Below are 18,325 nucleotides of genomic sequence, written 5' to 3' on the forward strand. Positions count from 1 at the left end.
TTTTTCGCGCTAACAAGACACTGATTGGCGAAATCCGTATACTGTGCAGCGTCATTCACCGTAGTCGGAGAGAATTTATGCGTCCAGCAGGCCGTAGTGCACAGCAAGTCCGTCCCGTTACCATCACGCGTCATTATACTAAACATGCGGAAGGGTCGGTATTAGTCGAGTTTGGGGAAACAAAAGTTCTCTGCAACGCTACTGTTGAAGAAGGCGTACCTCGTTTCTTAAAGGGACAAGGCCAAGGGTGGGTGACAGCAGAGTACGGAATGTTACCGCGCTCTACCCATAGCCGTATGCCACGTGAAGCTGCCAAAGGTAAACAAGGTGGGCGTACTTTAGAAATCCAACGTCTAATCGCGCGATCATTACGTGCGGCCGTGGATTTAAAAGCGTTAGGCGAATATACCATTACCCTCGATTGTGATGTCATCCAAGCGGATGGCGGTACCCGTACCGCTTCTATCACGGGTGCCTGTGTGGCCTTAGCGGATGCCTTAAATGCCTTAGTGGCCAAAGGTAAACTGGCTAAAAACCCAATGAAAGGGATGGTCGCGGCCATTTCTGTTGGTGTCGTAGATGGTGAAGCGCGCTGTGACCTTGAGTATGTTGAGGATTCCGCAGCAGATACCGATATGAATGTCGTGATGCTTGAAGACGGCCGAATGATTGAAGTTCAGGGCACGGCTGAGGGGGAACCCTTTAGCCACGAAGAACTTCTTGCCTTGTTGGCGCTGGCCAAAGAAGGGATTAACGAGTTAATCACTGCGCAGAAAGCCGCATTGAATCAATAATATAAATCAAGCGACCCATAAGGTCGCTTTTTTATGGGGAAAAGATAATGAAAGCGTGGCAGCGTGAGTTCATCGAATTTGCCATCAGTAAGCAAGTACTGAAATTCGGCGAATTTACTTTAAAATCAGGCCGTAAAAGCCCTTACTTTTTTAATGCTGGCCTATTTAATACGGGGCGTGATTTAGCGCAGCTTGGACGTTTCTATGCACAAGCATTAGTCGATTCAGGAATAAATTTCGACTTACTGTTTGGACCGGCCTATAAAGGTATACCGATTGCCACGACCACGGCGGTGGCACTGGCTGACCATCACCAACGCGACCTCCCTTATTGTTTCAATCGCAAGGAAGCCAAAGATCATGGAGAGGGAGGGTTACTGGTTGGGAGCCCACTCGAAGGTCGAGTAATGTTAGTGGATGATGTGATCACGGCAGGCACGGCTATTCGTGAGTCGATGGAAATCATTACTGCGCATCATGCGACGCTGGCGGGCGTCTTAATCTCCTTAGATCGTCAAGAGAGAGGGCGTGAAGAGATTTCGGCGATTCAAGAAGTGGAGCGCGATTACCAGTGCCAAGTTATTTCAATCGTTACATTGAAAGATCTCATTAGCTATCTTGAAGAAAAACCCGCAATGGCTGAAGCCTTAGAGGCGGTAAAAGCGTATCGCGAGCAGTACGGTATTTGATAGTGATAGCGGGGCTATGCTCCCCGCTATCCTCATTGCACTAGTAAAGCTGTGCGGCGACTAACGGCCAACGCAGTTCAAAGTTCGCTGTCGGTTTAAAGCGAAACCCAGAGCGTACATAACGTGACAGCAGTCCTTCACAAAAGGCAATCAGTTGGCTGGCTAACAGTGTTTCATCAACGTGAAAACCTTCACCATCGCGTATTTTCTTCTCTTTCATCACTTGGCGTAATTGGACTTCAATACGTTCAAATAGCTGATTTATTCTGTCTTGCAAACGGTCCTTTTCGAACATTAATGCATGACCGGTCATGATACGGGTCAGGCCAGGATTTCTTTCCCCAAATCCCAAAATAAGCTGAACGATAAGTTTGAGTCGAAGCAAAGTCTCTTTTTCATCGTTAAGAATCAGGTTGATTCGGGTAATAAGGCTATCTTCAATAAACTCGATCAAACTATCGAACATCTTTGTTTTACTAGGAAAGTGTCGATAAAGTGCAGCTTCTGATACCCCTACATTCGCGGCTAATTTCGCGGTAGTGATGCGTTGACTGCCATCACTGGATTCCAACATATGAGCCAATGCTTGTAAGATTTCTTCACGTCGGTTGCCCCGCGTGTTTTTTTTCTCTGCCATGCCTTTAACCGTCCTAAAAATCCTAATGAATAACCCCGAACTTGGGGCTATTTCAGAGATAATTTACCTAAAGGGGCAATATTACTGACGACCAGAGTGCCCGAATCCGCCTTCACCGCGTTCTGTCTGCGTGAACTCTTCAACAAGAGTAAATTCTGCTTGAACCACCGGCACAAAAACTAATTGTGCAATACGATCACCGGCTTCAATGACAAAAGGCTGTTCACTGCGGTTCCACACGGACACCATCAATTGACCTTGGTAATCAGAATCGATCAAGCCGACAAGATTCCCTAAAACGATACCGTGCTTATGCCCTAAACCGGAGCGAGGCAGAATGACGGCTGCTAGCTGTGGGTCGGCAACGTGTATGGCGAGACCGGTCGGGATAAGCGTGGTACTGCCAGCGTCAAGCGTCACTGATCCATCAGTACAGGCGCGTAAGTCGAGGCCCGCTGAGCCAGGGGTCGCGTAGGTAGGTAAAGGGAATTCTTTTCCTACACGTGGGTCAAGAATCTTAATATCGATCTTTTTCATAGAGGTTGACTATCTCGTCTAATAATTGCTGGCCAAGGAGTTGCTTGTTACACAGTGGTAACTGTTTTTCTCCCTCCTGCCAGAAAAGGTGAAGGGCATTATTATCACTATCGAAACCTTGAGTTGTCCCCGAGACATTATTGGCGCAAATCAAGTCGAGGTTTTTACGTTCTCTTTTTTGTCGGGCATATTCTTCCACATTCTGGGTTTCTGCCGCAAATCCAACCACAAAAGGTTTGGGGGCTGGTAGGCCGGCAACCCCTGCAACAATGTCAGGGTTTTTAACAAGTTGCAGAGTGATTTCATCTGTATCTGTGGTTTTTTTTATTTTTTCCGCTGCAATATTTACCGCACGATAATCGGCTACGGCGGCACATCCGATAAAGATATGTTGCTCGGCTATCTCTGCCATCACTGCATTTTGCATCTCCTCGGCGGAGACGACGTCTCTACGAACAGTACCCGGAGGGGTAGTTAATTCAACTGGTCCACTGATTAGGGTGACTCTGGCTCCACGTGCGGCGGCGGCACGGGCGATAGCAAATCCCATTTTTCCCGAGCTTTTATTGCTGATATATCGAACGGGATCCAAGGCTTCACGAGTGGGTCCTGCAGTAATCATGATATGTAGATGTGCAAGATCATGTTGGGCGGTGTGCCACGCGATCGCTTTTTCGACTATTACTAAGGGATCTAACATTCGGCCTGGGCCGACATCGCCACAGGCTTGATGACCATGGTCGGGGCCCCATACCATAAAGTGGTGTTCCCGAAGTTTGGCTAAATTACTGGCCGTCAACGTTGAGCGATACATCTGCTGATTCATTGCGGGAACGATGGCGATGGGGGCTGCTGTGGCTAAACAAGTGGTGGTCACGATATCGTTCGCCATTCCTTGCGCAATACGGGCGATAAGATCCGCTGATGCTGGGGCGATGATGACTAAATCTGCCCATTTCGCCAGCTCAATATGCCCCATTGCGGCTTCAGCGTTAGGATCGAGTAAATCATTCGATACGGGATAACCACTTACCGCTTGTAGGCTCAACGCTGTGATGAATGCTTCGGCAGCGTGGGTCATCATGACCCGCACCTCAGCACCTTGTTCGCGTAACCGACGTACTAAGTCCGGTGTTTTGTAGGCGGCAATCCCTCCACTTACACCAAGAAGGATACGTTTATTAGTCAGGTTACTCATAGGGTGTCCCATCGTATAAGGTCAAACGGTCAATGGAGAAAGGGTTTGTATGGTATCACAAAGCAAGATTATCCCAAGGGTTTAGCCTATCTCATTGATTATAATGTTTTTTTGTTAAGAATATCAGTCACTATTAAAAACTGGGATAAGACTCGAAAATCGAGTCTTTCTCACTGGGCGTATGACCAGTGATTGTCTAACTTATCGACTACTGGGTGAGTGGAGGACTAATCATGAGTGAGAAACCACGGGAAAAACTCTTAGAGAGTGGCGCTTCAACCTTAACGAATAGCGAGCTATTGGCTATTTTCTTACGTACCGGGGGGCCAGGGATGCCTGTACTGGATTTTGCTCATTACCTACTGTCGCATTTTGGAAGCTTACAGGCGGTAATGAGTGCCAGCCAAGCACAATACGCCTCGATAAAAGGGATAGGGCAGTCGAAGTTATGTCAGATATATGCCATCGCAGAACTTGGTAAACGTTTTTACCAGGAGCAACTGCTCTGCCAAGAAAGTATTTCAGACCCGAGTGAGGCCTATTACTATTTGGTGAGCCAACTAGCCCATTTAGAGCGTGAAGTGTTTCAAGTGGTTTTTTTGGATAATCGCCATCGAGTTTTGCAGGCACAGACAATGTTCCAAGGAACCATTAATAGCGTTGAGGTTCATCCTCGAGAAGTGGTAAAAGAGGCGTTGCGTCAAAATGCGGCCGCAATAATCTTGGCTCATAATCATCCCTCAGGGGTGTCGAAACCGAGTGAAGCCGACAAAAAAATTACTCAGCAAATTCAAAAAGCGTGTCGTTTGTTTAATATTTCAGTCCTCGACCATTTTGTCATTGGACGTGGTGAATTTTTTTCATTTGCTCAACATGGTTGGCTATAACGTTGAAAAATCGGTTAAAAAAAAGACAATTAACCGAAAAAGTATACTTTTTCATCGATCCTAGGAGATCTTTATCTGTTCGGGTCTTGAGCACTTGGCCGACAGGGCGTATACTACGCCACCTTTGAGAATCTCGGGTTTGGCGTTTAGGCCTGCTCAGCGGGTTCACATTGAACTCGCCTGGATAGGTTAAAAGCCTGACGAGGCGGCCAAAACCTAAGTGAAAAGCTCGAGCTGATTTTGATTTTTGGAGATATGACATGTCACGAGTCTGCCAAGTAACTGGCAAGCGTCCGGTAGCGGGTAACAACCGTTCCCACGCAATGAACGCGACGAAACGCCGTTTTCTTCCGAACTTACACTCACACCGTTTCTGGGTTGAGAGTGAGAAGCGTTTTGTTACTTTGCGCGTATCTGCTAAAGGTATGCGTGTAATCGATAAGAAGGGTATTGATGCTGTGTTAGCAGACATGCGTACCCGCGGTGAGAAGTACTAAGGAACTGAATCATGGCTAAAGGTATTCGTGAGAAGATCAAGCTAGTTTCCTCTGCTGGTACAGGTCACTTCTATACCACTACGAAGAACAAGCGCACTAAGCCAGAAAAACTGGAACTTAAGAAGTTTGATCCAGTTGTTCGCGAGCACGTGCTGTATAAAGAAGCTAAAATTAAATAATTTTAGTATTCTTATAAAAACCCGGCCCTATGGTCGGGTTTTTTGTTTTTAAGAGGGGAGTACTCGATGCCTGAATTACCTGAAGTCGAAACGAGCCGACGTGGAATTGCACCGCATATCGTCGGTGAGACACTGCTGTATGCTATCGTGAGACACCCACAGCTGCGTTGGCCGGTATCTGAAGAAATTTATCAGTTGAGTGATGAGACGGTCCTAAGCTTAGAGCGGCGAGCAAAGTATCTATTACTTGGGCTTAAGCACGGCTGGATTATTATCCATCTTGGTATGTCAGGTCGCTTGCGTATTCTTAGCGAAGAAACGCCGCCAGAGAAACACGACCATGTTGATCTGGTCTTCAGTAATGGCAAAACCTTACGTTACACCGACCCACGTCGTTTTGGCGCATGGTTGTGGGAAACCGACCTCACGCAGAGCCGTGTATTGAGCCATCTCGGGCCAGAACCGCTCAGCGAAGCGTTCAATACGGGTTGGTTAATGCAAAAGTCGGCCACCAAGAAAATCGCCATCAAACCTTGGCTGATGGATAACAAATTGGTTGTTGGGGTAGGGAACATCTATGCCAGTGAATCGTTATTTCAAGCCGGTATTCACCCTGATCGTCCTGCAAACGGGTTGAGCCAACTCGAGAGCGAGCGGTTAGTCGCATCGATAAAGGCGGTATTACAACGGTCAATAGAACAAGGTGGAACCACCTTGCGCGACTTTTTGCAGAGTGATGGTAAACCTGGATATTTTGCTCAACAGCTCAATGTCTATGGGCGTGCGGGCGAGCCGTGTTTACAATGTGGTACTCCAATTATGTCTAGCCGACATGCCCAACGTAGCACCTATTGGTGCCCGACTTGCCAGCATTAGTCGGCGAGGAATTTATTCAGTACCGCTTGATGGATCTCTGCTGTAACAAAGGTTTTAATATTTCCTTGGTGACGAGCCACCTCTTTAACGATAGTGGAAGAAAGGAAAGCATACTGTTCATTCGGGGTCATGAAAATGGTTTCGAGTTGTGGGTTAAGCTGTTGGTTAGCCTGTGCCAGCTGGCGCTCGTAGTCAAAATCGGAGACTGAGCGAACGCCTCTAATTAAGACGGTGGCATGGTGTTGTTCTGCCAGCTGCGCCAGAAGGCTATTAAAACCGATAACCTTCACATTGGCTAAGGAAGCCGTTGCGTGTTCTGCGAGCGTCACACGCTCCTCTAGACTGAATAACGGCTTTTTACTTGGATTCAATGCCACGGCAACAATTAGTTGCTCAAAAAGCGCTGCACTGCGCTTAATGATATCCAAATGCCCAAGAGTAATTGGGTCGAAGGTTCCCGGATAAATCGCCACAACTGACATACACACTCCTAATGAGATTGCGCGTTAAGATAGGGTTCGACAATATGCAGTAATTGTTGAAGAGCACCTTGGTTTTGATGCAAGACATCCACCGCATGCAATCCATAATATTTACGTAAGTCACTGTCTGCGAGTAGCTGAGTCATTTCTTGAATCAATGCAGCTTGGTCCGCCACAGTGATCAACCCTTGTGCCTGTTCTAGTCGCCCGCAAATATCGTTAAAATTCCAGATATGTGGTCCCATAATCACCGGAATGGCGTGGGCTGAAGGTTCTAGGGGATTGTGGCCACCACGTTCCACCAAGCTTCCACCGACAAATGCCACATCGGCAATACCGTAAAGTAACATTAGTTCACCCATAGTATCGCCAATCAGTACTTGCGTTGTGGTGCTAGGGACCTGATTTTCACTGCGCATCAGGGGTGCAAAGCCCAATTTTTGTGCAAGCTCTTTCACTGGTTGAAAGCGTTCTGGATGGCGAGGGACTAAAATCAATAACAGATTAGGGAAATGACTGAGTAACTGACGATGCGTCTCTAACATAATACGCTCTTCGCCTTCATGAGTACTTGCGGCAATCCATACCGGACGATGAGGCGCCCATTGTCGGCGTAATGCTACCGCCCTTGCTGCCAGTTCAGGCGTGACTGAAATATCGAACTTCAAACTTCCCGTCACAGAGACTTGTTCCGGTTTTGCCCCTAACGCAATAAATCGCTCACCATCTTCGCTGTTTTGTGCCGCGATACAGCTAATTTTTTGTAAAAGCTCCGCGAGCTCACGCCCTAATTTTTGGTAACGTTTGGCTGAACGCTCGGATAAACGTGCATTGGCAATGATCAGTGGAATTTGGCGACGATGTAACGTATGGATAATATTTGGCCAGAGCTCCGTCTCCATAATAATAACTAAACGCGGAGCTGCTGTATCTAAGAAGCGATTAATAGCGGTTGGAAGGTCGTAAGGAAGATAAACGTGCGACACGTTCTTACCAAAAGCCGATTGTGCTCGCTCTGAACCAGTAGGGGTCATGGTGGTGACGGTAATCGGAATGGTGGGGTATTGATATTGCAGAGCTCTCACTAGCGGGATAGCCGCAAGGGTTTCTCCTACCGATACAGAGTGTAAAACAATACCTTCAGGCACGACTTTACCTTTGCAGTAGCCATAACGCTCTTTCCAGCGTAAGCGGTATCCTGGCAGTTTTTTACCGCGGTGCCAAAGTCTTATCCAAATCAACGGTTGGATGAGATAAAGTAAAAGGGTATAAACGGCAGTCAGCATTGTATTATCGGTTGGCCTGAAAGAAGAAATAAAGGCGTCGATATTACCAGAAAAAAAGGGTTCTCACATTATACCCAGAACCTCAGACTTATCTGTTTACTGCTCGGGTCTATCTATCATTATCTCGGTGCGAGGTCTGTACCACCGCTCGAATAGCCCCACTCATTGTACTAATTAGTGTAAACTCGGCTACATTGACTGAGCTTTCTTATCAACTGATGATCTTTTTCAATGGTCTTTTGGATAAGTGAAAGCGGGGTGAGAAGGAACATGATCGCCTCTTAGTCCCCAAATAATGATTGGGGGCAGCGCTTCAAACTAAGACATATCAAAGCCCCTTTGTGAGGACATTTACGTGAAAATAGCCTTCTGCTTACATAAATATTTCCCTTACGGTGGGCAGCAACGAGACTTTAAGCGTATTGCATTAGCTTGCCAGCAGCGTGGGCATCAGGTCACTGTGTATACGTTTGAGTGGCAAGGAGAAAGGTGTCCGGGATTTGAGGTGGTTATCGTTCCGAAACAGGGAGCCTCCAACCACGCCCGCAACCAATTTTTTAGCCGTTGGATCGCTGATTATCGGACAAAACACCCGGACGACTTATTAGTAGGATTTAATAAAATGCCTGGCTTGGATCTCTATTTCGCCGCAGATGTTTGTTATGCAGCTAAAACGGCACAAGAAAAAGGGTTCTTTTATAAGCTGACGCCACGCTACCGTAGTTATTGTCAGGCTGAGAACGCGGTCTTTTCAACTGACTCGCATACTGAAATATTAGTATTAACGCCTCAACAACAAACCGATTTTATTCAGTTTTATCAAACACCTTCTGAACGCTTCCATTTGCTTTCACCAGGCATCGACCCACACTTATTTTCATCACAACAACGTGAAAAATATCGAGTGGAAACGCGCCAGGTACTTGGCCTGACTGACGGAGGTTTTTTCCTATTACAAGTGGGATCGGATTTCCGACGTAAAGGCGTAAAACGGAGTATCGAAGCCATTGCCGCTTTACCTTCCCAGCTTAAGGATAAGGTAACGTTTTGGGTTGTAGGTGCTGATAATTCGGCCAGCTACCGGAAATATGCAGAAAAACTAGGCGTATCAGCGCAGGTCGATTTTCATCAAGGAAGAGAGGATATTCCCCAATTAATGGCCGCTGCCGATTTACTGCTCCATCCAGCACATCAAGAAGCTGCTGGCATCGTCTTAATTGAAGCGTTGGCGTCAGGGCTTCCCGTTATTTGCACTGAGATCTGTGGTAATGCACCTTATATCTCCGCCGCGGGAAATGGGGTGGTGATCGCTGAGCCTTTTAGCCAAGATAAATTGAATCAGGCTCTGGCGGTATCTCTACAAGACCCCGAACAATTAGAATTATGGTCACAGGCAGCGCTACGTTACTGTAAACAACAGGATGTTTATCGTTTGCCAGAGCAGGCGGCAGATATTATTGAAAAGAGAGTGAAAGATGTTGCAACTCGAACAGCCTTTTAAGCAAGCGTGGGCGCACAGTGACCCGTATTCAGAGATTTTGGCGCTGCAAGGTGAAACTTTCCGGCAAGTAGAAGCCAGAAAGACGATGCGTTTTGATTTTGCTGGCGACAGCTACTTTGTAAAATATCACCGCGGCACGGCATTAACAGAGGTACTGAAAAATCTCATTACGTTACGTTTGCCTGTGCTGGGTGCGAAAAATGAGTGGGAAGCCATTCAGCATCTACAGAGGGTCAAGGTCTCAACAATGACCTGTTTTGGTTATGGCCAGCGTCATTGGAATCCATTACAGCGTGAATCTTTTATTATCACTAAAGATTTAAATCCGGCAATAAGCCTTGAAGACTATTGTGCGAATTGGGCGACTCAACCGCCTGCTTATCGCGTAAAAAGAGCGCTTATCAAGCAATTAGCTCGTACAGTTGCCACGATGCACCGCTCGGGACTTAACCACCGTGATTGCTATATTTGCCATTTCCTCTTAGCGCTTCCTTACGATACACATCAAGATAGCCCGACCCTCTCGGTGATTGATCTGCATCGCGCACAAATATGGAAAAAAATGCCAGTTCGTTGGCGGGATAAAGACCTTATCGCACTCTATTACTCAAGTTTTCCGTTGGGACTATCTCTACGAGACTATTGCTATTTCTTGGCTGAATACTTTTCTTGCTCGGTACGGGAGATTTTTCGGCAAGAGAGTCAGTTGATACGGCATGCTCAGAAAAAAGCTGAGAAAATTAAACAGCGTACGCTGAGAAAGAACCTTTAACGGAGCGAGGGGCCATTTATGACCGCTGAAAAAACGTTAGCCATCCTGTCATTATTGGCATGTGACAAGGCGATCAAACAACAGATTACGATTAACCCTTGTGCCGTGAAGGAAGCTGAAGTTCAGCTTCACGTTGGATGGGGAGCCGATAGTGACTTCTTACTGGGAAGTGAGATCTCTATGGCCTCGGTTGCCTGTAATAATCTGTCGATACGTTTTCATTTCCATCTGTTTAGCAATAATATTCCACAACTTGATCAGCAAAAATTAGTTGATCTTGCTCAGCAGTATGCTTTGAAGATCACGCTCTATACTCTTGATAACGACTATTTCGCCCAGCTTCCTACCAATAGGTTATGGTCATCAGCGATCTACTACCGTTTTATAATGGCTGAAATCCTCTCTCAAACAACCTCTACAATGCTCTATCTTGATGCTGATGTTGTGTGCCAAGGCGATATAAGTGCATTACTCGAATTGGATTTTAAAAATAGTGTGGTAGCGGCTGTTCCAGAACGGGATGCGACATGGTGGGCGCATCAAGCAGAAGTTCTGGATTGCAAGGCACTGGCACAAGGCTATTTTAATTCTGGCGTGATGCTAATTAACCTCGATGCGTGGCGTTCGGAAGCGGTGTTCGAGCATATTTTACGTTTGGCAGCAAACCCACACCTTCAAGCTACACTAACGTTTTACGATCAAGATTTACTGAATTTAGCGCTTGTTGATAAAAAAATATTTTTGAATAACGTATATAATACGCAATATAGCCTTAACTATGAGCTCAATGAGGCGAAGCGTAAAAGCGCCAGTTCCTCCTGCATTTTTATGCATTTTATTGGACCGACTAAGCCTTGGCATCTGTGGGCACAGTACCCCAGTGCTCAGGCATTTCAACAGGTAAAGGCAAACTCCCCTTGGAAGGCGGAGCCTTTACAGTTACCCCGGTCAACGTATCAATATCGTTACTGTTACAAGCATTTGATTCATCAGAAAAACACACTAAAAGGATATGGATATTTTGTTAGGTATTTACTTCGTAAACTACTTTCTCGGCGATAAATAGATAGCTATGGTTAATGAATCCAAACTTGCAGGCTACACCGTTTACACGAAAGGTGATGATCAATTTTTTATTAATATGTTGGATGATTTTCTTCATTCACGCTTAGCGACGCTGAAAGTATTTCGAAGTATCCCTGATACTAAAGTGAGTCTTGTTGAAAAAGACGGAAAACTTTTTGTCTTGAAAGTGTTTACGCCCAAGGAAAAACGTAACGAGCGTTTTTTAAAGTCCTTCTTCCGCGGTGATTATTACTTAACCTTGTTCAAGCAAACTGCGATGCTGCGTGAGCGGAATGTGACATTTCCCAATGATTTTCATCTACTTGCAGAGACCAAAATCTTCAACTTCGCGAGTCGATTCATCATGATTATCGAATATATTCCTGGCGTAGAAATGGATATTTTGGCTGCAAAAGGCGAATTAACCGATCAAATCAAGTCTGAGGTATTAGAAAGCGTTAAAGTCTTACATCAACATCACGTTATTTTTGATGATGCTCATAAGCAAAACTTTATGCTATCTAATGGGAAAGTACGAGTCATTGATTTATCGGGTAAAAACTACTCTCGTTTTCGTGCCGCCAAGGATTTTATCGACCTTGAAAGACACTTCGGAATCAGTAATTTTCATCGTGGTTTCTCTTATCAGTGGGTCAAACGTAAGTCGCAATTTCGCAAAAAATTCAAGGTATTTAAAGGACGCTTGATTGGGCGCTCAGTGTAAGCGGTTATGATCTCATTTTTCTCATCGGCGCAGCTTGCCCATTTACGTGAGCAAAGAAGACATTCAACCTGTCTTATTTTCCTCTCGGGACCTTCAGCCTCACAGGTCTCTATGTCCCAATTACGGTCCACCGATATTATCGCGGTCAACGGATCGGCGCGCTATTTGCTCAACAACGGTATCCAGCCCTTTATCTATCTGGTCACTGATGGACGATTCCCTCTACAATGTCTTGAGGAGTTCCAGCGGCATGTGGCTGAGAGCTGCTTTACCTTTATCAATCAAGAAGTCTTCGACTCAGCGCCGGCTGACTTACAAAGTTGGCTAGCAGAACACTGTTTTATCTTAAAAGAACTCTACAAAAGAGAGAAATCAGGCCCATTAAAAAAACTAAAGTATTCGCTATTTTGTGCTCGGAACCCAAGTGTCATTATGAACGTACCTTTCTCAAGAAAGAAAAGGTTGAAGGGGTTCTCTAAAGATATCACACTTGGCTATTGTAATTGTAAAACGGTCGCTTATGCCGCCATACAGTTAGCCTACTCTTTGACATATCGTAAAATGATTTGCGCTGGTTTCGATTTAACGCCGGGTGGGCAACGATTTTATGAGCGCCAAGGTGAGGCGACAATGCCGTCGGAGATCAGTCAAGATACTCAGAAAATTATCGCGGTGTTACGGTTTATGAAAGAGAGAATCAATCCGCCGCTCTACACTCTATCGACTACGACAGCTATTCCTTATGAAATCATCCCACTAATTGAACAAGAGGGTGGCGAGGCAGAATAACTCGGTTTGTCCACCGCTACACCGACCTTTTGAATCCCCTGAATTTTTACTCTATAGTAAGCTGCCAAAAGAGCAGGGCAAGCTCACGCCGAATGTTTCATCAGCGTGATCTCTTACAGTCGTAATAATCAGTAAATTATTAGACTAAGATTGAGTTAGGTAACGATATGATTAATGAGTTGAAGGCAGTTTTTAGCCGGTTAGTGGGGATGGAGAAGTGGTGCTCATTTCTTTTTATTATGTTCATCGGGCTTTTTTTTGTGGATGGTATTACCCGATATAAGCATCTTGTATTGTATTGCGCAATAATTACTTCTTTATGTATTGTTTATAAAGAAAGGCAGATATTAAAAGAACTTATAAAAAGTAATATCGTTAAATTTTTAATTCTACTATTAATTACGGGTGTATACTCTTCATCTGTTTCTATAGATAACTCAATGAGTTTTAAGTATTTTTTTAATACGATCATAGAAAAGACGGTTCTGACACCCATTGTGTTCTCACTCGTTATCAGTCAATTAACTCATCGAAAAATCTGTTGGTCTTTACTGGCCGGCATGGGGTTAATGTTTTTAATTTCTGGTGGAAAAGAGTTTTATTCTTATTATGTAGAGTATCGCCAAGGGATCTATCCATTTTCAAATTATAATCATCGGTTTATTGCTGAAGCGCTCATCTTCTCTCTATCCTGTATTTTATTACTTTGGAGAACTAAAGGCGTAAAAGCCAAACTGGCTTTTATTGTGGTGGGTTCCTTGTATGGTTTTCTTATGCTTGGCCTGTTACAGCGTGGGGCATGGCTGGCGATATTAGTATTCTCACTCCTTTGGTGCCTGTTTAATCGTGAGTGGAAATTACCTCTGATTGTTGCGCTCGTTGTAGCGGTCAGTGGTATGGGAGTATTTATGAACTTCCATGATCGCTTATCAGTGCTCACTTATAAACTGGGACAGACCTCAAGTAGCCATCGCTTTGGAAATGGTACACAAGGTGCGGCATGGGATATGATTATGCAGCATCCTGTAAAAGGTTCGGGTATTGGCGATAAGGTCTACCTTAAAGCCTATGCGGATAACTTACCGCATCACCCACAATGGTACTTCCGTGCGCCTATTGGTCCGCATAACTTCTTTTTATCTAACTGGTTTGCCGGCGGAATATTGGGATTGTTTACGTCAGTCAGTGTGGTGCTAGCTATTTTGGTGACGGCGTTTAAGGGATATCGACGCTCTGAACATATTATTAAGTATTGTTACAGCTCGATATTCTTAATGATGTTTGCCGATTTTTTTGTGAGAGGCTGGGTCGAAGAAACCTTTATTTTCCAAACGGCAATAGCATCGGCATTTTTGATGGGAATGTTTTTGAGTTCTCAACGGGCATTACGAAATAAGCATTAATCTATTTTTAGCATCCAGGTAATAAGGCCATTATCTGGATGCTTAATTTATTCAATACAGCCAATGGCAGTGAGTTTATCAAGGACATCTTTGGGCTGAATTTCGCTCATTTTCCCCGTAGGTTGACCTTTTATCACGTGTTGGTTCTTTCCATACCCGCCGATCAGTAACGGGTCTGTTGGGCCATATAAGGTTATATTAGGACGGTCTAACGCTGCGGTTAGATGACTCAGTCCGGTATCGACCGAGACAACGCCTTTTGCACCGGCTAGTTGTGTTGCGACTTCACTGAGTGAAAGTTTCGGTAACACTTCTACCTGAGGACGGCCTTCTGCCAGTCGTATAGCACGTTGCTGTTCTAGCGACGAACCCCAAGGTAATTTCACTTTTAGCCCCCGTGCTATCACTAAGTCGATCAAGGTTTCCCAAGCGCTTTCTGGCCAATGTTTATCGTCACGTGTTGTCGCATGTAAAAATACGAGATAGTGATTGGCATCCGCGGGAAGGGCGCTAACAAAATGTTGGGCGATGGCATAATCACCCTGCGTTTCGGGTTGCTGATATCCAAGACTCGCAGAAAATAGCGCCCTGATTTTCTCAACTGCATGCTGCTGCTTACTCATCCGGTAACAACGGTCGTACCAGCAACTCGCAAGCGGCTCGCGGGCACTATGCCAGTCCAGACCATGTTTAGTGCCACGGGATTTTCGAGTAATTAAGGCTGAGCTCTTGATCAGCCCCTGGGCATCAATGACGGCATCATAGTGGACACTGTTAAGTTGCTGGTAAAAGCGCTGACGCTCTTCTCGGATATCCCGACGGAACCAATTCTTTCGCCAACGACGAATCGCTACTGGAATCACACGATCTACTGCTTGATGCCAAGTTGGAATTTGGCTAAATCCCTCTTCGACGACCCAATCGAAACGAATGGTCGGGATCTGCTTCAGCGCATCAGTTAGCGCAGGCAGCGTATGAATAACGTCGCCCATTGATGAAGTCTTAACGATTAAGACGCGCATTCATGCTCCCGGACCGTGGCCAATAGCGCTTCAAGCTCAGTGAAGACCTGAGTCGGAGTTATATCAATTAGGCTTTGGTGATATCCCTGGTCGGCCTCTCCCTTACGGATTTTATGGTAGCCCGTGATTAAGCGGATGATGCGGGCGTTATCGGTTAAAGGTGGTGTGAAGTCTGGGCTACTCGGCCCATAAAGGGCGACCAATGGTCGTCCTAGAGCGGCGGCAATGTGCATTAATCCTGAGTCATTTGTGACCACAGCATGACATTGCGCGAGTAAAATAACAGCCTGATCCAGTTCGGTTTTCCCGGCAAGATTTGTGCAGTGTGCCGCCTCGTCTGTGGTTAATCGCGCGACAATCTCCGCGCCCGCTTCGTTGTCTTTAGCCGAGCCAAAAAGCGCAATTTGGTAACCTTTTGCGATAAGCTGTTTAGCGAGTTCTGCATAATGATAGTCAGGCCAACGTTTAGCGGGTCCAAACTCCGCCCCTGGACAAAAGCCGATAAGCGGGCGATCGGCATGGAGGCTAAACAGTGCGGCAGTTTCGAGTTTTTCTCGCTCTGAAACGATCAGCGCTGGACGAGCAAGCGGTGTCGGCAGGTCTGCGGCGCCGGTCACTTTGCTTTTCTCATAAGCTAAAGCGATATAGCGTTCAACCATTAAAGGAAACGCGGTTTTATCTAAGCGGCGATGATCGTTTAATAAACCATATCTCATCTCACCTAACCAACCAGTACGTCGTTTTATCCCCGCAAACCACGGAATAAGAGCGGATTTAAATGAATTGGGTAATACATAAGCGTGGTCGTAATGATTATCACGTAACGCCTTACCGAGTTGATATCGATCGCCCAGGGCTAAGCTTCCATGACCAATCGGCATTGCTATCGCTTGATTAACTTCTGGCATTCTCGCCAGCAGTGGTCTGCACCATGCGGGGGCCATCACATCAATCGTCGCCTGTGGCCATTGTGCTTTTAGCGTTTGATACAGGCTTTGTGACATCATCATGTCACCCACCCACGATGGTGCAATCACTAATATTTTCATCGATAAGGCTTCCACTTTCTTAAGGCTTATTTAACCAACGCATATAGGCGCTCACGCCTTCAGTAACGGTTTTGAAGGCTTTGGTATAACCTGCGTGTCTAAGGCGAGTCAGGTCGGCTTGCGTATAGGCTTGGTAACGGCCTTTAAGCTTCTCTGGGAAAGGAATATATTCGACTTCACCTTGTTGGTGATGGGCCAATACCGCGTCAGCAACGACTTGGAAAGACTCTGCATGACCTGTACCACAGTTAAAAATCCCTGAAACGCCATTTTCCCAGCACCAGAGATTGACGTCAGCGACATCTTCGACATAGATAAAGTCACGTTTGAATTGCTCGCTACCCGCAAAGAGCTTGGGATTTTCACCTTGGTTAATTTGATTATTTAGATGAAAGGCCACACTGGCCATGCTGCCTTTATGGCCTTCACGGGGACCATAGACATTGAAATAGCGGAATCCGCATACCGGTGAATCAGCTTCTGGAAGAATGCTTCTCACATAATGGTCGAAGAGCATTTTAGAGTAGCCATAAACATTGAGCGGTGATTCATATTGGCGTTCTTCAATAAAATCACTATCCCGTCCACCGTAAGTGGCCGCAGAAGATGCGTACAAGAAGGGGATTTGCCGTTCTAAACAAAAGTGAAGTAGCTCTTTAGAATATTGGTAATTATTGTCCATCATATATTTACCGTCCCACTCGGTTGTCGCAGAGCATGCGCCCTCGTGGAAAACGGCTTCAATAGGCCCTAGTTCATCACCGGCCACCACACTCATCAAAAATTCTTCTTTATCCATGTAATCGCTGATGTTCAGATCAGCGAGATTAATGAACTTAGTGCCATCTTTGAGGTTATCTACCACCAAAATATCGTTATAGCCGCGATCGTTTAACGCTTTAACGATATTACTGCCGATCATGCCGGCACCACCAGTTACAATAATCATAAATCACCTTTCGACTAAGACGAGACTCGATAAATATTCGAGTTAACTACCCCAAATCATACCATCTTAACTGGAGGATGGCAGTACGCCGCCAAATTGGCGGCATAAATTAGAATAGGGCTTTGATATTGTTTATAAATTGGCTGTCACGCACTGACGTATAAATCATCATAGCGCCCTTTGCAGGCTTCAGTGGGCGTAAAGGCCGAGTGCGTGGGCAGTGTGCGGTTAATATAGGTTTTGGCGACGAGTGTGTCGCCGTAGTGGCCGCTGAGTGATTGAGTAACTGACTCAATTTCACCAATTTAATATCTGCTGGCAAGGTAGGGAGGAGTTGCTGTAAAACTTTTACCGTTGTGGGGTGAGGGTGGCCAATGGCGATAGCAGAACCATTACGCTGTGCCAACTTAATCGCACGTTGAAATTGGTAGCGAATATCCGCTTCGTTCTGTGTATCATCTAAGAAGACGTTTCTCTTCAGGACGTTAACCGATGTTCCCCGTGCAGCATTCACTGCTTGCGTATTGCCAATAGTGACGCTATCTAGAAAATAGAGTTGATGATGATTGAGAACGCTCATTACTTTTTGCATCGCAGGTAAGCTGGATGTCATCCGGCTGCCCATGTGGTTATTCAAGCCCACGGCATAAGGGACTTGGCGGATGGCATGCTCAATAATACTTTGCACCTGACTGAGGCTCATTTCCGGTGTTAACGTATTAACTTCAAGGGGCTGTTTGCTCATCGGTGCCATAGGTAGATGAATCAGAACTTCATGGCCAGCCTGATGGGCGAGGGTGGCCATTGAGCGGGAATGCGGGGCATCAGGTAATACTGCAATAGAGATAGTATTAGGAAGAGCGATAACTTTATGTTCTTCAGTTGGCCGATAACCGAAATCATCGATGACAAGGGCTAATTGTCCGGCATAGGTAGAACAGGCGAACGCCAGAAAACCAAAAGTAATAAGAGAGTTAAACAATTTTCGC

21 protein-coding genes are annotated in these 18,325 nt (G+C 45.7%); 12 read left to right on the forward strand and 9 right to left on the reverse strand.

All coding sequences use genetic code 11. The features are described 5' to 3' along the window. Window positions 1-77 precede the first annotated feature (77 nt). Together rph and pyrE are read left to right on the forward strand one after the other, a co-directional pair. Entirely contained in the window at window positions 78-794 is a 717-nt protein-coding gene (rph, locus tag HH682_RS04160; protein WP_214236365.1) for a ribonuclease PH, read from the forward strand. A gap of 47 nt (window positions 795-841) precedes the next feature. After that, window positions 842-1,483 (forward strand): orotate phosphoribosyltransferase, encoded by a 642-nt coding sequence (gene pyrE, locus HH682_RS04165; protein WP_214236366.1) that lies wholly within the window; start codon window positions 842-844, stop codon window positions 1,481-1,483. A 40-nt stretch (window positions 1,484-1,523) separates the two neighbouring features. Here pyrE and slmA read toward each other — a convergent pair whose 3' ends face one another. The 3 genes from slmA to coaBC form a co-directional block, all read right to left on the reverse strand. Then, window positions 1,524-2,120: a nucleoid occlusion factor SlmA gene (slmA, locus tag HH682_RS04170; RefSeq protein WP_214236367.1), complete on the reverse strand. Its 597-nt coding sequence runs from the start codon at window positions 2,118-2,120 to the stop codon at window positions 1,524-1,526. Window positions 2,121-2,201: 81 nt separating this feature from the next. Then, entirely contained in the window at window positions 2,202-2,657 is a 456-nt protein-coding gene (gene dut, locus HH682_RS04175; RefSeq protein WP_214236368.1) for a dUTP diphosphatase, read from the reverse strand. Beyond that, window positions 2,638-3,855 (reverse strand): bifunctional phosphopantothenoylcysteine decarboxylase/phosphopantothenate--cysteine ligase CoaBC, encoded by a 1,218-nt coding sequence (gene coaBC, locus HH682_RS04180; RefSeq protein ID WP_214236369.1) that lies wholly within the window; start codon window positions 3,853-3,855, stop codon window positions 2,638-2,640. The genes dut and coaBC overlap by 20 nt, the downstream gene beginning before the upstream one ends. 233 nt (window positions 3,856-4,088) lie before the next feature. Here coaBC and radC point away from each other — a divergent pair, with 233 nt between their 5' ends. From radC to mutM, 4 genes are all read left to right on the forward strand, one after another. Continuing rightward, window positions 4,089-4,742 carry a RadC family protein gene (gene radC, locus HH682_RS04185; RefSeq protein ID WP_214236370.1) on the forward strand — a complete coding sequence of 218 codons (654 nt, stop codon included), beginning with the start codon at window positions 4,089-4,091 and terminating at the stop codon, window positions 4,740-4,742. A gap of 260 nt (window positions 4,743-5,002) precedes the next feature. Beyond that, on the forward strand, window positions 5,003-5,239 hold the full coding sequence (gene rpmB / locus HH682_RS04190; protein ID WP_071433085.1) for a 50S ribosomal protein L28: 237 nt from the start codon (window positions 5,003-5,005) through the stop codon (window positions 5,237-5,239). Window positions 5,240-5,250: 11 nt separating this feature from the next. Continuing rightward, window positions 5,251-5,418, forward strand: coding sequence for a 50S ribosomal protein L33 (gene rpmG, locus HH682_RS04195; RefSeq protein ID WP_048913020.1), 168 nt, complete (start codon window positions 5,251-5,253; stop codon window positions 5,416-5,418). A gap of 66 nt (window positions 5,419-5,484) precedes the next feature. After that, the gene (mutM, locus tag HH682_RS04200) at window positions 5,485-6,294 is read left to right on the forward strand and encodes a bifunctional DNA-formamidopyrimidine glycosylase/DNA-(apurinic or apyrimidinic site) lyase (RefSeq protein WP_214236371.1); all 810 of its coding nucleotides are present in this window, start codon (window positions 5,485-5,487) and stop codon (window positions 6,292-6,294) included. Here the strand turns inward: mutM and coaD are convergent. Both coaD and waaA read right to left on the reverse strand, forming a co-directional pair. Then, window positions 6,291-6,776, reverse strand: coding sequence for a pantetheine-phosphate adenylyltransferase (coaD, locus tag HH682_RS04205; protein WP_214236372.1), 486 nt, complete (start codon window positions 6,774-6,776; stop codon window positions 6,291-6,293). The genes mutM and coaD overlap by 4 nt on opposite strands. A gap of 8 nt (window positions 6,777-6,784) precedes the next feature. Continuing rightward, window positions 6,785-8,062, reverse strand: a complete 1,278-nt coding sequence (waaA, locus tag HH682_RS04210; protein ID WP_214236373.1) for a lipid IV(A) 3-deoxy-D-manno-octulosonic acid transferase — start codon at window positions 8,060-8,062, stop codon at window positions 6,785-6,787. A 355-nt stretch (window positions 8,063-8,417) separates the two neighbouring features. On the opposite strand from waaA, the gene HH682_RS04215 reads away from it, so the two are divergent. From HH682_RS04215 to rfaL, 6 genes are all read left to right on the forward strand, one after another. Further along, complete coding sequence (locus HH682_RS04215) at window positions 8,418-9,563, forward strand: glycosyltransferase family 4 protein (protein ID WP_214236374.1); 1,146 nt, start codon at window positions 8,418-8,420, stop codon at window positions 9,561-9,563. Continuing rightward, on the forward strand, window positions 9,538-10,335 hold the full coding sequence (rfaP, locus tag HH682_RS04220) for a lipopolysaccharide core heptose(I) kinase RfaP (RefSeq protein ID WP_214236375.1): 798 nt from the start codon (window positions 9,538-9,540) through the stop codon (window positions 10,333-10,335). Before HH682_RS04215 ends, rfaP begins: the two co-directional genes overlap by 26 nt. A gap of 18 nt (window positions 10,336-10,353) precedes the next feature. Then, window positions 10,354-11,397: a glycosyltransferase gene (locus HH682_RS04225; RefSeq protein WP_214236376.1), complete on the forward strand. Its 1,044-nt coding sequence runs from the start codon at window positions 10,354-10,356 to the stop codon at window positions 11,395-11,397. 10 nt (window positions 11,398-11,407) lie between these two features. Beyond that, window positions 11,408-12,124, forward strand: coding sequence for a lipopolysaccharide core heptose(II) kinase RfaY (gene rfaY, locus HH682_RS04230; protein WP_214236377.1), 717 nt, complete (start codon window positions 11,408-11,410; stop codon window positions 12,122-12,124). 6 nt (window positions 12,125-12,130) lie between these two features. After that, entirely contained in the window at window positions 12,131-12,913 is a 783-nt protein-coding gene (waaZ, locus tag HH682_RS04235; protein WP_214236378.1) for a 3-deoxy-D-manno-oct-2-ulosonate III transferase WaaZ, read from the forward strand. A 167-nt stretch (window positions 12,914-13,080) separates the two neighbouring features. Next, on the forward strand, window positions 13,081-14,316 hold the full coding sequence (gene rfaL / locus HH682_RS04240) for an O-antigen ligase RfaL (RefSeq protein WP_214236379.1): 1,236 nt from the start codon (window positions 13,081-13,083) through the stop codon (window positions 14,314-14,316). Between the two features lie 47 nt (window positions 14,317-14,363). On the opposite strand, the gene rfaC is transcribed toward rfaL, so the two are convergent. The 4 genes from rfaC to HH682_RS04260 form a co-directional block, all read right to left on the reverse strand. Next, window positions 14,364-15,338, reverse strand: coding sequence for a lipopolysaccharide heptosyltransferase RfaC (gene rfaC / locus HH682_RS04245; protein WP_214236380.1), 975 nt, complete (start codon window positions 15,336-15,338; stop codon window positions 14,364-14,366). Next, window positions 15,326-16,387 carry an ADP-heptose--LPS heptosyltransferase RfaF gene (gene rfaF / locus HH682_RS04250; RefSeq protein WP_214236381.1) on the reverse strand — a complete coding sequence of 354 codons (1,062 nt, stop codon included), beginning with the start codon at window positions 16,385-16,387 and terminating at the stop codon, window positions 15,326-15,328. The genes rfaC and rfaF overlap by 13 nt, the downstream gene beginning before the upstream one ends. A gap of 19 nt (window positions 16,388-16,406) precedes the next feature. Continuing rightward, a complete protein-coding gene (rfaD, locus tag HH682_RS04255; RefSeq protein ID WP_214236382.1) occupies window positions 16,407-17,336 on the reverse strand; it encodes an ADP-glyceromanno-heptose 6-epimerase in 930 nt (309 codons plus the stop codon). A gap of 109 nt (window positions 17,337-17,445) precedes the next feature. Next, the gene (locus HH682_RS04260) at window positions 17,446-18,318 is read right to left on the reverse strand and encodes a divergent polysaccharide deacetylase family protein (RefSeq protein WP_250318558.1); all 873 of its coding nucleotides are present in this window, start codon (window positions 18,316-18,318) and stop codon (window positions 17,446-17,448) included. Between the last annotated feature and the right edge of the window lie 7 nt (window positions 18,319-18,325).

Source organism: Rosenbergiella gaditana, assembly GCF_018494065.1.
In the GTDB taxonomy this organism is placed as follows: Bacteria; Pseudomonadota; Gammaproteobacteria; order Enterobacterales; family Enterobacteriaceae; genus Rosenbergiella; species Rosenbergiella gaditana.

Excerpts from the sequence above, each read along its gene's own strand:
- rph (WP_214236365.1), top strand. The coding sequence starts at position 78 with ATGCGTCCAGCAGGCCGTAGTGCACAGCAAGTCCGTCCCGTTACCATC.
- pyrE (WP_214236366.1), top strand. The coding sequence starts at position 842 with ATGAAAGCGTGGCAGCGTGAGTTCATCGAATTTGCCATCAGTAAGCAA.
- slmA (WP_214236367.1), bottom strand. The coding sequence starts at position 2,120 with ATGGCAGAGAAAAAAAACACGCGGGGCAACCGACGTGAAGAAATCTTA.
- dut (WP_214236368.1), bottom strand. The coding sequence starts at position 2,657 with ATGAAAAAGATCGATATTAAGATTCTTGACCCACGTGTAGGAAAAGAA.
- coaBC (WP_214236369.1), bottom strand. The coding sequence starts at position 3,855 with ATGAGTAACCTGACTAATAAACGTATCCTTCTTGGTGTAAGTGGAGGG.
- radC (WP_214236370.1), top strand. The coding sequence starts at position 4,089 with ATGAGTGAGAAACCACGGGAAAAACTCTTAGAGAGTGGCGCTTCAACC.
- rpmB (WP_071433085.1), top strand. The coding sequence starts at position 5,003 with ATGTCACGAGTCTGCCAAGTAACTGGCAAGCGTCCGGTAGCGGGTAAC.
- rpmG (WP_048913020.1), top strand. The coding sequence starts at position 5,251 with ATGGCTAAAGGTATTCGTGAGAAGATCAAGCTAGTTTCCTCTGCTGGT.
- mutM (WP_214236371.1), top strand. The coding sequence starts at position 5,485 with ATGCCTGAATTACCTGAAGTCGAAACGAGCCGACGTGGAATTGCACCG.
- coaD (WP_214236372.1), bottom strand. The coding sequence starts at position 6,776 with ATGTCAGTTGTGGCGATTTATCCGGGAACCTTCGACCCAATTACTCTT.
- waaA (WP_214236373.1), bottom strand. The coding sequence starts at position 8,062 with ATGCTGACTGCCGTTTATACCCTTTTACTTTATCTCATCCAACCGTTG.
- rfaP (WP_214236375.1), top strand. The coding sequence starts at position 9,538 with ATGTTGCAACTCGAACAGCCTTTTAAGCAAGCGTGGGCGCACAGTGAC.
- HH682_RS04225 (WP_214236376.1), top strand. The coding sequence starts at position 10,354 with ATGACCGCTGAAAAAACGTTAGCCATCCTGTCATTATTGGCATGTGAC.
- rfaY (WP_214236377.1), top strand. The coding sequence starts at position 11,408 with ATGGTTAATGAATCCAAACTTGCAGGCTACACCGTTTACACGAAAGGT.
- waaZ (WP_214236378.1), top strand. The coding sequence starts at position 12,131 with ATGATCTCATTTTTCTCATCGGCGCAGCTTGCCCATTTACGTGAGCAA.
- rfaL (WP_214236379.1), top strand. The coding sequence starts at position 13,081 with ATGATTAATGAGTTGAAGGCAGTTTTTAGCCGGTTAGTGGGGATGGAG.
- rfaC (WP_214236380.1), bottom strand. The coding sequence starts at position 15,338 with ATGCGCGTCTTAATCGTTAAGACTTCATCAATGGGCGACGTTATTCAT.
- rfaF (WP_214236381.1), bottom strand. The coding sequence starts at position 16,387 with ATGAAAATATTAGTGATTGCACCATCGTGGGTGGGTGACATGATGATG.
- rfaD (WP_214236382.1), bottom strand. The coding sequence starts at position 17,336 with ATGATTATTGTAACTGGTGGTGCCGGCATGATCGGCAGTAATATCGTT.